Raw genomic sequence first — 16,256 nt, 5'->3', positions numbered from 1 at the left:
AATAAATAAATAAACTATGCGCTATTACGATCCTCTGTTTTTTCGCTTTCACGAATGATCTGCATCTCGTCTGATCCGCTACGGACAATAATGTGTACATCCCCGTCTTCAGGTACAATGTCCACGTAACGGTCTCCGCACGTATCTTTAGCTTCCCATTCGTTCAATCGAATGATCAATCCCAGGTGATGCAGACCCGGAGCAACGCGGAAGCGGGCTTCGGCGGCATTGCCGACTTGTTCCAGCCGTACTGCTCCGTCCTCCATACCTGTGCCCCATACCCAGACATCCCAACCTTCATAATGCTGGTCTTCCCGTTCGTATCGAAGCGTGACGGTTCGCGAAATCTGTTTATGAATCGTTACGCCAAGCATTGCCCGGATTCCTCCAGCCTCAGCAATAATATGGGTTACTCCAGGTGTCATCGCACGTACGATCCCTGCTGCACTCACCGCTGCAAGTTCTGGATGAGAAGAGCTCCAGCGTATATTCGAATCCTGAAGCGGCTGACCAAATTGATCCAGAACCAAGGCACGGAAGCGACTGATTCGAGTCATGTACATGACAGGTTCGCCCACAATTTCGATTCGTTCAGCATGACGATAATCCACTTGTAACATACAGCTTGCCGTTATGTCCCCACAGTGGACTGTAATCGAAGCTTCCCCTCGTTCCAGTGCATGGATTGTTCCATTAGGCTGGATCTGAATAATATCCGGATCAGAAGAAGTCCAGGTAACTGGAGCTTTTTCTACCACATTGCCAATGCTGTCTCGTACGATCGCTCGCAGTTGAGTGGTCTCCTTCGGACTATATACCTGGCGAGGAAAACTAATCTCCACTGTTGATGGTTCAGCGCCTCCAGCATGCTCTGTGTCATACAGTACCATTAAGGACCATCGTTCTACCTGAACAGTACCACGAACAGTCTCGATCAGGTCTGTGCCTGCTTGATGATCATTGACAACGACATGCCAGTCCCCTTCACCCAGATCCACGTGCTGCTGATATTCCGTTCCGTTATAGATGACCATAATCTGATTCCAGGTGTCCTGATTCGCACCATTCTGAAGTATAAAGGCAACTACATTGCCATCCGCACGAATGACACGAAGGTGATTTCGTACCTGTTCCGCATCAATCATGCGAAAAGCCGGATGTGTTCGCCGCAAATGAATAAGACCACGATAGTAGTCGAACACCGGTCTGAACCGTGATTTGTTGGCCCATGTAATGGCGTTCACCGCATCCCCGCTCCGATAACTGTTATGATCACCGGCTTTGGATCTAAGCATCTCATCCCCTGAATGCAGAAACGGAATTCCCTGAGAAGTAAGCAGAATGCCGGAAGACAGTAAAGAGCGACGAACCATCTCATGATTCAAAACATCATCTGCATCCACATACCGATAAGGATCTGCTGCTTTTACAGCGGACTCAGCACTCCCACCACCCACGGGCTGTCCGTCCTTCCATACGGGAAATCCTAATTCATGTCTAAGGTTCATTGTTGTCGCCATTTTATCCCACAGATTGAGGTTGTCATGGGCAGTTACATAATTGACAACTTCCACAGGTGAAGATGTGAAATCATCCAGTGCTCCTGCTAATCCTCTGAGAATTTCATATTCCTGCCCTCCGGCGCCCGTGACAAACCCTCTTCCGCTGCCATCACTATCCCCTTTGATTGCACTGCGAAAGTGATCATTAAATACAGCAAACCCCTGACCTCGCTGGGTTCCTTTTAACGTTTTGCTATTCAAAGGTGAATCTCCACCCGTCCAGGGTTCCCCATAGATTAGAAACGCCGGATCGATCTGCTCCCGCAATTCGCGTGTCAATTCATTCATCGTTTCCGTATCAATCAGGGCCATGAGGTCAAATCGAAATCCGTCCACATGATATTCTTCTGCCCAATATCGGAGAGAATCCAGAATATATTTTCGCACCATTGGACGTTCTGTCGCCAATTCATTGCCTACACCAGAACCATTACTGAGGGTGCCATCCTCCCGATAACGGTAATAATAGCCTGGTACAATCCGTTCAAAAGGTCCCTCTTCCACGCTATACGTATGATTATAGACAACATCAAGTACAACACGAATGCCTTGTCTGTGCAGCGATTGTACGAGGGATTTCAACTCTCGGATGCGAACTACCGGATCACGTGGATCTGTCGCATACGAACCTTCGGGAGCGTTATAATGTTGCGGATCATACCCCCAGTTGTATGGTGCTCTGACATGTGAACCCACATCTGCTGTAGCGAGTTCATTCACCGTCTGATAATCCGCCACAGGCAGAAGATGTACATGAGTGACTCCCAGTTCGGCAAGATGGTCTACCCCAATACTATTGCCTGCTCTATCCGTCAGACCGGATGCCGTGAATGCCAGATATTTTCCCTTATACGGAATATCTGCATGTGGATCCGAGGAGAAATCACGAACATGCAACTCATATAACACGGCATCGACAGGACGCAGAAAAGCAGGTTTGACATCCAGGTCCCAATCGACCGGGTTGGTGGTCTCAGGATCTATAATCGCCGTTCGTTGCCCATTAGCCGTTACCGCTCTGGCGTAAGGATCAACAACTACTTCAATCCGCTGATCATCATGGATAATTCGGTACATATAATAATGTCCTGCCCAATCGCCTGTAAGCTCCAACGTCCATATTCCGTCCGCATCACGTGTCAAGGAATGTTCCCGTCCACCCGTATGCTCTTGCACCTTACCATTCTCGTTGTAATGCCCTTCATCCTCAAAAACCAATATATAAACCCGTTGTGCCGTAGGTGCCCACAATTTAAAAGTACTTGCAGCACAAGTATATGTTAAGCCAAGATCGTTGCCTTCGTAACGAAAAGAAGTCCATTCCGGCATCGTTCCCACCGCCTTATATCCATTGTTTTCGTGTTGTCCCGATGTTACGGAGCGGGACGTGATTTGTCAACCCGGGGTTGTCTGTAGTCATCATATCGGTTCAATTTGCGCATTCAATTAGCAATCGCTCTCAAAATATAGGATATGAAAACAAGCGCCATAGATTGACAGCATTTGTACCTGTCCCGACAAAAAAAGTTTGGAATATACAAGAATATAATGCAGGGTGTCATTTGGTTGAGATTAAAAATGTACTAACCGGTGCACAGCATAAAGAAGGTCGAGACATGACAATGTATAGCCCTGCGACCAAGGCACTGGTTTCTGAAGTATCAACAAATCCCCCTTTTTTACGGGAGAGGGGATTTGTTTTATCTCAATTTATTTGATTATATTTGATTGGATATATTGAACGAGTCCTTGTTAGCGATTTTACTAATGGTTTGTTGGCAGCCTTCAATTCTTGGCAAGCATTGCGTTCATCAGGAACTGGAATACATCACCGTTAGGGATATCGCATTCACATTTACCTGTCCGTCCTGTACGGTACGTATCGTATCAACGCCTGCTTGTCCTTTTTCTACAATCACATTCCATGTCCCTGCAGGAACAGAGATATCACGGTTTTCTTTTGCAGCGTTATAGATGACAACAATACGTTCCCATGAATCGCTGGCTGCTGTACCGTTCAGTTCATAGGCTAGCAGCCCATTACCTTTTTCGATTAGACGAACATGCTTCTCGATCTCTTCCCGTGTACGAAACCGAAAGGCTGGATGTTCTCGCCGAAGACGGATCAGCCCCCGATAATAATCAAACACCGGCTTGAACAGCTTCTTTTGCTCCCAATGTATGGCATTGACCACGTCTCCACTCTGGTGGCTGTTGACGTCCCCATATTTGCTTCGGAGCAGCTCATCTCCAGCCGCGATCAGGGGAACACCCTGGGAGGTTAGAACGATACCATTGGCAAGCAGACAACGCCTAACGGTCTCATTCTCCAGAATATGTTCCGAATCGATCTGCAGGTAAGGCTTAGCCTTCTCTACTGCCTCTTCCACACTCTGGCATCCACGAATACTTCCATCCTCGTCATAGGTGAGGAAATTCAAGGTATCGTGGAGTCCTTGTGTACGTGCGACTTTGTCCCACAGGTTGAGATTATCATGCACTGTTACATAATTAATCGTCTCGGATGGACCATCCGTAAAATCCTGAATGGCTCCCCGGACGCCAGTCCACAATTCGTCTTCTTTCCCGTCCGCACCCGTCGCAAATCCCGTACCCATGCCATCACTGTCTCCCTTGATCACTCCGCGGAAATTATCGTTAAACACAGCAAAACCCGCCCCACGCTGCGTTCCTTTTAGGGTCATATCATCTCCAAGCGGCGAATCCAGTGCGCCCCATGGTTCACCATATAACAATATGGAAGGTGACACTTCGGTGTGTAATTCCGCTGCAAGCTGTTTCATCGTAGTTGTGTCGATCAGACCCATCAAGTCAAAGCGAAAACCGTCCACATGGTACTCCTCTGCCCAGTAACGGACCGAGTCGATGATAAACTTGCGAACCATGGTGCGTTCAGTAGCTACCTCATTGCCCGTACCTGAACCATTGCTATAGGTCCCATTGGCGTTTTGACGATAGTAGTACCCTGGTACAAGTTTTTCAAAAGAGCTGCCTGCTGTATTAAACGTATGATTATATACCACATCCATAATGACACCTATTCCCTTGTTATGAAGGGCAAGCACCATTGATTTGAACTCACGAATTCGTGTCTCCGGATCATCTGCACGTGATGCATAGGAACCTTCCGGGACATTGTAATGAAGTGGATCATATCCCCAGTTATAGTTGGAGCCATCAGACGTATCAACATCTACTCCGGATTCATCCACCGTCGCAAAATCAAATACAGGCAGCAGATGCACATGGGTAATCCCTAGTTCAACCAAATGATCGATCCCCAGTGTGTTGCCCTCCGAATCACGCAGACCCGTCTCGGTGAAAGCCATGTATTTGCCTTTATTCGTTATACCAGATGATGGGTGGATGGAAAAATCACGGACATGCAGTTCGTACAAGACTGCATCTACAGGACTGGTCAATTCCGGGCGAATATCCTCACTCCATCCCTTCGGATGTGTCTGCTCCAGTCTCACAATTACACCCATTTCTCCATTCATGGTCACTGCTCGTGCGTAGGGGTCTACAGCATGCGTTGAATGTCCATCTTCAAAAGTAGGCTTGTACATGTAACGGTAGCTACTTAAATCACCCTCCAGTTCCAGAACCCAGATGCCTTGTTCTTTCTTTTGCATAGGTAACGCCTGCTGTTTCCGTTGATTGGGCTCTTCCTCCGGGCTCCCCCCTGTCAAAGGTGGATACAGAAGTAGTTCCATCTGAACAGCTAACGGTGACCAGACTTTGAAGCGACAGGACTGTGCTTCTAATGTGACACCTAAATCTCTTCCTTTGTATGTATCTTCTGAAATCAATAGTTCCTGCTTATCCTCTTCAATCATGTGTGTTGTTCCCCTCTCGTTGAGAAAATTGATGAATATGGATGGTACGAGTGCTCCTTACCCTTTATACCCGTTCTGCTGCCCAACCATAATCCGAATTACACAAAAAAAGAAGACAAACGTCATGTAGATTCACATGACGCCTGCCTTCTTTATGGGTAGAACGATATCTCTCTAATGCGGTACCTGGGATTGGAAATCATTCCGGCTGGATTGATCGGCGTGGTACAAAATCACGTCCCCATCTTGCATCGGCCAGCTTCTCCCCTGATTATCTACCGGGTTTTTATCAAAACCTTCCATTTGCCATTGATTCATCAACGGTGCGTGAATATATTGCAGATGCGGTGCACTCGTATTGCCACTGCGCAAAGTTTCGATATTGAAGTTAACGACAATGTAACCATCCCTCAGAAATACCGTTGCCTTCTCATCCAACCGGTTTTGTCTGGCAAGCGATTCGAGATCGGTTCCTTTGGGCACTGCATATACATCCGCTGGCAAGCTATATTCCCCATACCAGCGCTGAATCGCTGCATTCGCCCGATCCACATTAACACTGGAGGGAATATCTGCTTTTGGGCCGATAAGTGTGCGGATCTGTGAAGGAAGAATCATCCAGTCATAACGACCTACCCACGTTTTATGATGAGAGGTCTGATCCACGAAACGAACCATATGTTCCGCCATTGTACCCTGATTTCGTTCCTCCTCCGACAGTTCATAAATATACTGATAACGCGCTGTATCACTTAACTCCGTAACGGGGACATTCCGCAACCGTGAGTTCAGGACAACAAAGCGTTTTTCTAAATCTTGTACCGATCCGATACGAATGAGTCGTTCCTGTCCTCGATGGTAGTATAAATCCACTTCTTGCCGAGTGGTGCCATCTTTACTCACAAAAGAGAACGACGGCGTGATTCGGATACCATCCTGTTTCCCAAACATATTACCCTTGGTTTTCAGATCAAACTTGAAATGGTAACCCGTCTTCACCGCTGCATTTCGGAAACCCTGTATCGGATGACTGCCGGGACGAATAGGCAGGACATAGGGAGCCAAATTACCTCGGGGATCTCCGTCGATACTGTTTCCTCCGGTCCAGTAGCTTACACCCGTTGGCTCGGGGCTGCCCATCCGCTTACGGAACACATTCTCCCAGTTGTAGTCTGAAATATCGGTGATGTGAAAATCATACAATCGTCCGATAACCTCTACAGTAACGGTATCTGCTGCGACATGATGAGTCAGATTGGTGTTGGCATCCTGTTGTTCTGTGAAGTTCGCTGGTGCATTTTCGGCGATATTACGAAACTCAATCTGGTAATTTCCTTCATCTACCCATACAGGAAGATAAAAAGGGGTGTCCAACTGATTTACCGGAATATCCACCCATGTCATGGCCGGAATAAACTGACTTCTGGCACCGTTATAGACATCGAATGGGAAACGAACCTGTTTGATCCGGAAATATTTCGAATAATCATGGTTTCCATACCCAGGGTAACTCGCTACATCCAGATGCTGCCCTGAAGTTGGGATGCGTACAATAAACGGACGCTCTAAAATAAGTGCAGCTCTTGTCGGATCAGGCGTGGTCTTCTGGTTATGCGGCTGATCATCTGACACCCAGGCATAGTTCACAACTGGAGTATGAACTGTCACCGAGTTAATGCCCAGAATGGGGAACTTCTGATCCTGCCCTCCGTTAACATTGCCAGGGAGCAGTCCATACGTTATCTCACCCGTGGTTGGCTGGTTAGCTTTGTTCATCAATGTGTTCTTGATCGTAAGCCGGTTCTGGTACAGAACATCGTCTCCGATCATGCCAGGCTGGGGGATACTTCCCGGTTGCGGAGCGGTTTTGGTCACAGGAGCAGGATCCATAATTGTCGCTCCATTAAAGGTTACCTTGTCGTTATTAACGGCGTTCTCTCTAACCTCCGCTTCAGCTTTGGATTGAAACAATGATGTTTCATCTGGCGTAGGCGGTTCATCCGAACCACCAGGAACCCCTTTGATGCCGAGATCAATTTCTCGACATGGCGCAGGTTTCACATGATTGGTAACCGCAGTATCCATAGCCGATTGTAAAGTCGGTGCTGTATATGCATTGGGCGTCAGGGTAACTGTGTCACCATAACCGCCTAGCGCATAGTTAGATACCTTGGCCTCATTTAACTTGTATACCTCCAGGTTATCGATCTGCCAATAGCTATATGCCCGTGTTACTTGCATGGTTTTATCCCCAGGCACATCACGTTCTCTGGGCTGAGGAGGTGTCCCTGGATCACCCTCACCACTAGAGGCTCTTCCCGGGATCGTCCAGGTTTTATGATAAACCCTTTTCACTTTAACGGTGTAAGTCACCGTTCCTGTCATGTTAACCCAACGGTGCTGAAACAGATATTCCTGGGCCAAGACATTGGCATAGAGATCTTCCGAAGTTGGAATACCACGGGTAACATCGAACTTCTCAGATCCCCGATCGTCTGCCTTCAGCACACCTCGAACAGACGGGTCCATAACCGATGCTTCAATAACCGTGCCTCTACTAGGTGGGCTGATGGTCACAGAGCAAGTATTCGCAGGGTCGCCCCCCGGATCGCCATCATTACCACCTTCTCCATTATCCGTGCAGTCCTTCACCTCAAGCACCTGAGTCCCTTGTTCATCCAGTTGCTGAGCAGAATCAAGAAAATGAGCTTTTATGGTAGTGCTACCCACGATCCCTTTTGTCGTGATTTTACCATCAGCACCGATCGTTGCCACAGCCGGATTCGAGCTCTGCCACGTCAATTTGGGATGAGCCGTCAGTTTATGAACAGAGCGATCCGGTTTGGTTAGAACTGCTTCTGCCTGTAGAGGTGTCGTATTGGCTTTACAAGCGTTCGGCAGATTCACAACGAGTCCTGGCTCAGATGTCACGGTAATGGTGGCTGTATCCGAGATAAGGTATGTACCATTGTTCCAGATCGCACGCACAGTGACCGTGCCTGGACTCTCAGCCGTTAACATCCCTGTTTTCAACTCTATACTCGCAATCGTCTCGTCAGAAGAAAACCATTTGATCTCCGTTTCCCTGCGGGATACGTCGATGCCCCCATTAAAATCTGTTTCGCCATAGTTTTTTGTCTTCACCAAGGCTTCCATCTGCTGGGCCTGCCCTATGGTAAGGGTTGAATTTGGGGTTACATCGATTTCTTTCTCTTCTTCCAAATCACCTTCCCAGATGATGTCCATGGGCGTAAAATAAGAAACATTATGCTTAGGACATCCTGCCGTTGTTCTTCCCCCATTTTCAAACGGATCATTCTGAGTCCATTCGTGATTTCCACCAGTTAAAGTCCTGATTGCTACAACTGTACTTGGAGGTGTAATAAGTGTTCTTCCCACACCTGTGTAAGTTTCTTGTTCAGGTTGAGTTTGATATTCCACACTTTTGATTTTTACCTCCTTAAAACTAGAGGAAGTTAGTGTATTCCCGTTATATTGCGGCCAAGAAACCGCTGGCCACCGTGAAAAGTCCACACTATCCGGAACCTCTTTTAAAGCAGGATACGGGATTGTACAACTTCCTGCATTGTCTGAATATGTGGGACCACCACTGTGGTCTGCTTTAAATCTTCCATCATCAGTCTGGTACCAATATACACCAGGTGTACCCACTGTTTTTTCAGCTTGAATAGATTTAAGAATAGGACTTTTCATGGATTTTGGACCATACGGATCGATAGCAGCGTAAACAAAATCATTGATAGATAGCCCAATCACGTAAGAACTTATAATACATAATGCAAACAATGTTCTGGACCAAATGAATACGGACAGCCGCATTCGTTTTTTCATAGACTTGCTATCACCTCACTACTGGTACATATTTTGTATTTTCATTTCTCCTATATCTTCAGCTTTAACATGATACGATCCATTTCTGTAATCTAAAGTTGATCTTGTCCAAAATCTAACCTTTTTCCCCTTTATGATGAGATCTTTAGGGCTGTTAGGAATAGTTTTGAATCCGTGCTTATCAGCAAATTCTAAATCTAGACGTCTAAAATTTAGTAATCCGTTACTTAAACCACTACTGTAAGTAATCAAATCTGACTTATCTGTATTTGATATAAAAGATAAATCAGCAAATGTTAAATAATAGTCGCCACTCGAGATATTAGATCCCACAAAAAGTTTACTGTATACTCCTAGAGGTTTACCATTCTGAACCTCCACTACAATAAACCTATGGAGTGTAAGCACTCCTGATTTGTTAGAAAGTTTTATATCTCCTTTTGATATATCACTTACTTTGACAGAATTTTTAGTATAAAAATAATTACTAACCGTCGTTAGATTCGTCCCCGTTGTGCCGACCTCTCTCATCTCATTCAGGTCACTGTACTTCCCAGCATCCGTGCCCTCTACGTCCATATAACGCAACAAAATGGCCGATACTTCTGCACGAGTGGTGGAATCTGCGGGTTTTAATGTGCCATCCTGAAATCCACCGACAATGCCTGTCCCACGAACGAGGGCAAGATATGGAATCTGCTCAGCACGAATGGTGCCGCGGTTCACTTCCGGTGTGGGAAGCAGCGTATTTTTTGTATCGTTAAAAGCATCCTGAAAGCTGCTCCCGGACTTAATCAGTCCATTTGCAATCCATTTCATCATCTCGTAACGCGTCAGTTCCGCATTTGGATTGAACCCTTTGGCGTAATCGCCAGTGTTAATGAATCCTTGTCCTACAAGCTGGCTAACCGCAGCTTCAGACCAATGTCCCTTGAGATCAGCAAAGGGATTCTGCCCCTCTACCTTCTCTAGTTCAGTCGCACGGGCAAGTATGGTTGCATATTCCCCACGCGTGATTTTGCCATTGGGACGAAATGTTCCGTCCTGGTAACCAGAGATCAGATTTTTTTCATAAGCTTTGGCAATCGTCGCTTGAGCCCAGTGGCCCTTGATATCCTTGAACTTGCTAAGGGCAGTGTCACTAGTTCCCGATGCAGCATTCGCTGTTGACGTCAAATGTATGGGGCTAACGGGCAATAGTGTTCCTGCCAATACAGCTGTTGTTAATAACCCGACGATCCACACGTTCCGCTTTTTCTTCTTCTCGTGTCCTTTGATCTGCTTCTTCAATCTACTCACGCTCCTATGTACCTTAGTATGGGGATGCTTTACTCGGTCAGCCTAGTTACTTCTCTTCATAACCAAAACCTAAATTTGCCATAATAATCAATATTCTACCATGTTGTACTAGGCTATTGGTATTATTTTTCGTCCATCCCCATCACTTCAAGGCGTGCGCCCCTCCTTCCATAGACCCACTTCATTCGCCTAAAACACAAAAAAAGGCCATGAATCCGCAGATTCATAGCCTTATGCTTTAAGGGTGTGGTCTTTCTTATGATATTGGAAAAATGAACTCACTCATAGAATAAACCATATCATTCCATTTGATCAACCTTTTTTTATTTCAGCCAGCTTTATTTTCCGTTTAATTCCTTGTAGGATGCTTCGAGTTCTGTGATCAATTGATCACCACCGGCTTTTCTCCAGCTTGCGATTTCCTGCTCCCAACCTGCATCATCGATTTTACCCATAATGTACTTGGTCTGCGCATCCCAGATCATCTGATCCAACTCCTGACCACGCTCGGTATAGATCGCAGAAGACAAGGTGAGTGCCGGATTGGCAATGGCATACTGCTCATTCTCACGCGCCATCTTTGTACCTTTCATACCAATTGGAACATCAACCAGTTCAGGCACGTTATAGCCTTCAATGCTCAACAGATTATCCCGGTATGGCTTCACTTCACGCTGATAAGCGTCAAAATCTTTAAGTTCGGTTTTCCCATCCGCAGTCTTTGTGTAGTGCACATCGAGCAATCCACGGAGCTGCAAAGCGCTCAATTCCTCATCCATCAACTGATCCAGGAACGTGAGAACCTGCTTCAATTGCTCCTCATCCGTAACGGATGCCTTCGGGATGACCAGCATTCCGTAGTTCCCTGGTTCCCCAGCGATTCGAATACCATCGGTTCCCTGGAACGGAGCCACATCAATCTCTCCATCCGGAGCATTAGGCGTAAGCCGTTGCTGAGAGGACTTTCCGTTCTGAGCCACACCATTCAGCTTCATGCCAACCAGGCCGGAATCCATTTTTTTGTCCGCATCAGAAGGATCAAGAGCAGGGAAGTCACTATTAATCAGTCCCTCGCTGAACAGTCTCTTGAAGAGTTTCATCGTATCCACATATTCCGGGGTCAAGAACTCCGGGGTCAATTTCCCAGCATCATCCACACCCCATTTGTTGACACCGCCAATACTTACAGCAATCCGCGTCAGTGGGGACGAGACACCCTCATTATACTTTTTGAAAAGCAGTGCACCGTACGTATCTTCCTTACCATTCCCGTCAGGGTCATCCTTACGAATGGAGCGCATCACTTCATACCAGTCATCCAGCGTTTTGGGTATATCCAGCTTCAACGTATCGAACCAGTCCTTGCGATATACGATTGCAGTCCGGCCAATATCCCGGAAGTTCGGAATACCGTAGACCTTACCTTCAATTTTGATATTGTTAAAATAAGCTTCGGATTGGGCAGACAGGTTTTTATAATCCTTCAGGTACGGCCCCAGTTCCCAGAACAGTCCCGTTTTGGCGGCATTAAACGTTGTCGGTACATAATTCACACGCATAATGGTCGGCATCTCGCCTGAAGCAACCATAACATTCACCTTATCATCAAAAGCAGACTGCGGAATCCACTGTACATTAACATCCGTATTTGTATATTCCTCAATCTTCTTTTCAATCCCGTTCTCCTTGGCCGGTATATCTCCTACCTGCATTAAAGAGATGGAAATGGGAAGTTTACCTTCCCCTGCAGCAGGTGCTTTTTCTCCCCCGCAACCTGCAAGCAATCCAGCGGACATTGCTCCAATTACAACGATTCCGCCTAAACGGGACATTGGACCTTTTGGACTCATGAACCATCTCTCCTTTTTGATAAGGTTATGTACACAGACCACTCCGATGACAGAACAACCTTCAGATCGCTGTTATCCCCAGATTTTTTGATTCCCTTTTATAAAGGGGAAAATCCGGGGATAAGCCTATGCTTCCGATGCAGCTTTCTTTCAGAAAGCTTTTAGGCGAACGCTTCGCTTCCTCAGATTATTTCTGCCCTCTCCGTTCTCATGTACATGTTAGTTGGACTTGTAAAGTTCAATCTCCACTCCTGCCAAAATGAACGGAGCGACCGATTTCGGATCATTGATCCGAATGGACTCGGTCACATAATACTCATAGGACCCGTCACGATACGGGCTTCCTCCAAGACCGGCTCCGCCGTTACACTGCGTCAAGGACAGCACGCCTTCACGGTCCGTTTGCAGCAGATGCTGTAGCAGACCCTGATACCCTTTTTCCGCAACCGCTTTGAACTTGCCACTCAGATATCCTTTACGCACACCTTTGGCCAATGCATAGACAAACATTGAGGTCCCGGAAGCCTCCAGATAGTTCCGCTCACGTCCCGGTTGATCCAACAAATGTGGCCATAGTCCGGTCTGCTGATCCTGCACATGCACTAGTGCGTTTGCTACCCGTTCGAAGATACCCACAATCTGCCCGCGCTGCGGATGATCTACCGGCAGATGATCCAAGGTATCCACAACCGCCATCACATACCAGCCCATTGCCCGACTCCAGACATGTGGAGAACATCCGGTATCTCCCGAACTCCAGCGCTGCTCTTTGCTCTCATCCCAGGCATGATACAAGAGACCACTACGCGGATCACGTGTACGTTGCTCCACCAGCAAGAGCTGCAGAGCCGCCTTGTCGAACCACTTCTCTTCACCCGTCACTGCGCCATACTGGGTCAGATACGGTGTAGCCATGTACAATCCATCCAGCCACATCTGGAATGGGTAAATCTTTTTATGCCAGAATCCGCCCTCACTCGTATGTGGCTGTCCCTTAAGCTGAGTCATAAGCAACTCCGCAGCGTTGCGGTACTTTTCTTCACCCGTTTTCTCATGCAACAGGAACAGCGATTTTCCCTGATTGATCTGATCCAGATTATATTCCTCAACCGTATAGGAGCGAATGGAGCCATCTTCCTGAACGAAATGATCCATCAGCTCACGGATGTAGTCAAAATACTTTTGCTCCCCCGTATGCGTATACAGCTCCTCCAGCGCTTTCAGCAAGCAGCCGTTCTCATAATGCCAAGTGGCGTACAGCTCATGGTTGCGATAACTTTCCATGAATTGCTGTGCCATGCGCACCGATGTGAATTGCAGTCTTTCCTTCATGATCAAGCCTCCGCTTCCGGCTCTTTATTGAGCCTGTTTTTTATAATCTTCGGCATATTCCTCACGAATCTTGTTTCCACCAGCATTGCCCCAATTCTCGATTTCCTTTTCCCAGCCACTTTGATCGATCTTGCCCATAATATATTTGGTTTGTGCATCGGCAATCACCTGATCCAGATCCGCCCCACGGTCACCATACGTTGGAGAATATAACGTCAGCGCAGGGTTTGGCACAGCGTGCTCCGCCAGTTCCTTCGCAAGTGCCGTACCTTTTTCACCCAGTTCGGTATCCTTCAATTTCGGTACGTTATACCCTTCGACATAAGGCAGGTTGTCACGGTAAGGTTTCACTTCACGCTGGAATGCATCGAAGTCACTCATCTCCACCTGATCTTCGCCCACTTTGGTGTAATGTTTGTCTTCCATACCACGCATCAACAGGGTCGCCATCTCAGGGTCCATCAGTTTATCCAGGAAGGAGAGCAGGTTCTTGAGTTCTTCTTCCGATTTCACCGTTGATTTAGGGAATGCCAGAATCCCGGAGTTACCCGTCTGTCCTGCAACACGATCTCCGTTCGCGCCAAGCAAACCAGCGATGTCTACCACACCATCCGGATTGTTTTTGGACAGACGCTCTTGCTGACTTTTTCCGTTCTGCGCAACACCAACACGTATACCCACAACACCGGAATCATACTTTTTCTCCGCTTCCGTAGAGTCGAATACGGCAAAATCTTGATTTAGCAGTTTCTCATCGTACAAACGTTTCAGCAGATCCAGCACCTGCATATATTCCGGTGTCATGAATTCCGGCGTGAAGCTGCCATCATCCTCGACTTTCCACTTATTAGGTGCACCAAAACTTACGCCAAGGCGCGTCGTGAAGGAATATTGATCCTCATTATATTTTTTAAATAGCATTAGTCCAAACGTATTATCCTGGCCATCTCCATCCGGATCGGAGGTTGCCAGTGTTTTGATCGTTTCATACCATTCATCCGGTGTAGCTGGCACCTTGAGATTCAGCTTCTCGAACCAATCCTTGCGATAGATCACTGTAGCCCGCGCAATATCAGAGAATACAGGAACCCCGTAGATTTTTCCCTCTACCTTGATGTTGTCAAAAAAACGCTCGTTCTGTGCCGACAGATTTTTGTAATTTTTCAGCAATGGCCCCACTTCCCAGAACACGTCATTACGCATCGCGCTGGTCACCGTTGGGTTATATTGCACCTTCACAATTTTTGGCATATCGCTTGAAGCGATCATCACGTTAATTTTGTCATTGTAGGCCGAAGCCGGAATCCACTGGATATCCAGTTTGGTATTGGTATACGCTTCAATCTTTTGCTGAATTTCATTGCCCTTGCTTGGCACATCACCAACCTGTGCAATGGCTATGGACACATTTTGTACGCCGCCATCGGCAGCCTGACCCTCGTCTGATCCGCATCCTGCCAGCAAACCTGTCACCAGTGCCAGTGTGCTCAAGACAGCTACGGCTTTCTTTTTTGTTGCTTTCATAACATGAAAACCTCCCTTTTTTTATGCAGTCATACTGAACTGACTTTGAACCATGTACCGACTCAACCTTTCACCGAACCCAGCATCACTCCTTTTGCAAAGTGCTTTTGCAGGAATGGATATACCAGCATAATCGGGATCGTGGAGAACACGATAACGGCCATGCGAATGGTAAGCGGCTGGATCTCGGTCTCTTCGATACTCGTGTCTCCGATTCGGCTCTGTGCCAGAATGACAATCTCACGTAGCCAGACTTGGACAGGCCACTTCTCACTATCGTTGATATAGATAACAGCGCTGAAGAAACTGTTCCAGTGGGCCACCGCGTAAAAGAGTGAAAATGTCGCCATGGCTGGCATGGACAACGGCAGTACAATCCGGAACAATACGCTGACATCGTTACATCCATCAATTTTGGCTGCATCCTCCAGTTCGTCGGGAATGGCCTGGAAGAAGTTTTTGAGTACGATTAAGTTAAATGCACTAATAGCGGTAGGCAGCATCAGCGACCACAACGTATCCGTCAGGTGCAAGGATTTCACGACAAAGTATGTTGGAATCATTCCGCCACTGAAGAGCATCGTGAACAATACACCGAGCAAAATGGGCTGGCGTCCACGCAAATATCTTCTGGAGAGCGGATATGCCATAAGTGATGTAAACAGCAGGTTAATGAAGGTACCGATCACGGTAATATAGACCGATACGCCCAGACTGCGAATCAAGGTATCTGTAGAGAAAATGTAACGGTACGCGGCCAGAGAGAACTCTTTTGGAAAAAGAATGAAACCTCCCTTAGCCACTTCATGCGGACTGGTAAATGAGACGGCCAAAATATACATGAACGGGATGACCGTCACGATTCCAATCAACAGCAGCAAGCCGTGATTGAGAAAATCAAAGATCCGGTTGCCCCACGTTTTATCCTGTTGCATCTTAATGTTCACTCCTGTCTGGTGAAGAACGTCTGCTCCCGA

At 47.0% G+C, this 16,256-nt stretch carries 8 protein-coding genes; all 8 read right to left on the bottom strand.

Going from position 1 to position 16,256, the window contains the following annotated elements:
- Positions 1-14: 14 nt before the first annotated feature.
- Positions 15-2,891: a type I pullulanase gene (gene pulA / locus D829_RS30110; RefSeq protein WP_017686869.1), complete on the bottom strand. Its 2,877-nt coding sequence runs from the start codon at positions 2,889-2,891 to the stop codon at positions 15-17.
- 482 nt (positions 2,892-3,373) lie between these two features.
- Entirely contained in the window at positions 3,374-5,422 is a 2,049-nt protein-coding gene (pulA, locus tag D829_RS0100515; RefSeq protein WP_017686868.1) for a type I pullulanase, read from the bottom strand.
- 174 nt (positions 5,423-5,596) lie between these two features.
- The gene (locus D829_RS0100510) at positions 5,597-8,863 is read right to left on the bottom strand and encodes a DUF5704 domain-containing protein (protein WP_241230715.1); all 3,267 of its coding nucleotides are present in this window, start codon (positions 8,861-8,863) and stop codon (positions 5,597-5,599) included.
- Positions 8,864-9,292: 429 nt separating this feature from the next.
- Positions 9,293-10,564, bottom strand: coding sequence for an S-layer homology domain-containing protein (locus D829_RS0100505; RefSeq protein WP_017686866.1), 1,272 nt, complete (start codon positions 10,562-10,564; stop codon positions 9,293-9,295).
- Between the two features lie 347 nt (positions 10,565-10,911).
- Entirely contained in the window at positions 10,912-12,423 is a 1,512-nt protein-coding gene (locus D829_RS0100500) for an extracellular solute-binding protein (RefSeq protein WP_017686865.1), read from the bottom strand.
- A 219-nt stretch (positions 12,424-12,642) separates the two neighbouring features.
- Complete coding sequence (locus tag D829_RS30105; protein ID WP_017686864.1) at positions 12,643-13,755, bottom strand: glycoside hydrolase family 88 protein; 1,113 nt, start codon at positions 13,753-13,755, stop codon at positions 12,643-12,645.
- 24 nt (positions 13,756-13,779) lie between these two features.
- Complete coding sequence (locus D829_RS0100490) at positions 13,780-15,279, bottom strand: extracellular solute-binding protein (protein WP_017686863.1); 1,500 nt, start codon at positions 15,277-15,279, stop codon at positions 13,780-13,782.
- 62 nt (positions 15,280-15,341) lie between these two features.
- Complete coding sequence (locus tag D829_RS0100485) at positions 15,342-16,214, bottom strand: carbohydrate ABC transporter permease (RefSeq protein ID WP_017686862.1); 873 nt, start codon at positions 16,212-16,214, stop codon at positions 15,342-15,344.
- Positions 16,215-16,256 lie beyond the last annotated feature (42 nt).

The organism is Paenibacillus sp. PAMC 26794 (assembly GCF_000316035.1).
In the GTDB taxonomy this organism is placed as follows: domain Bacteria; phylum Bacillota; class Bacilli; order Paenibacillales; family Paenibacillaceae; genus Paenibacillus.
The sequence above is the reverse complement of the archived record's forward strand: the minus strand, read 5'-3'. Positions and strand labels throughout refer to the sequence as shown.

Bases quoted from the DNA above. Each gene is read 5' to 3' on its own strand.
- pulA (WP_017686869.1), bottom strand. From the start codon at position 2,891: ATGCCGGAATGGACTTCTTTTCGTTACGAAGGCAACGATCTTGGCTTA.
- pulA (WP_017686868.1), bottom strand. From the start codon at position 5,422: ATGATTGAAGAGGATAAGCAGGAACTATTGATTTCAGAAGATACATAC.
- D829_RS0100500 (WP_017686865.1), bottom strand. From the start codon at position 12,423: ATGAGTCCAAAAGGTCCAATGTCCCGTTTAGGCGGAATCGTTGTAATT.
- D829_RS30105 (WP_017686864.1), bottom strand. From the start codon at position 13,755: ATGAAGGAAAGACTGCAATTCACATCGGTGCGCATGGCACAGCAATTC.
- D829_RS0100490 (WP_017686863.1), bottom strand. From the start codon at position 15,279: ATGAAAGCAACAAAAAAGAAAGCCGTAGCTGTCTTGAGCACACTGGCA.
- D829_RS0100485 (WP_017686862.1), bottom strand. From the start codon at position 16,214: ATGCAACAGGATAAAACGTGGGGCAACCGGATCTTTGATTTTCTCAAT.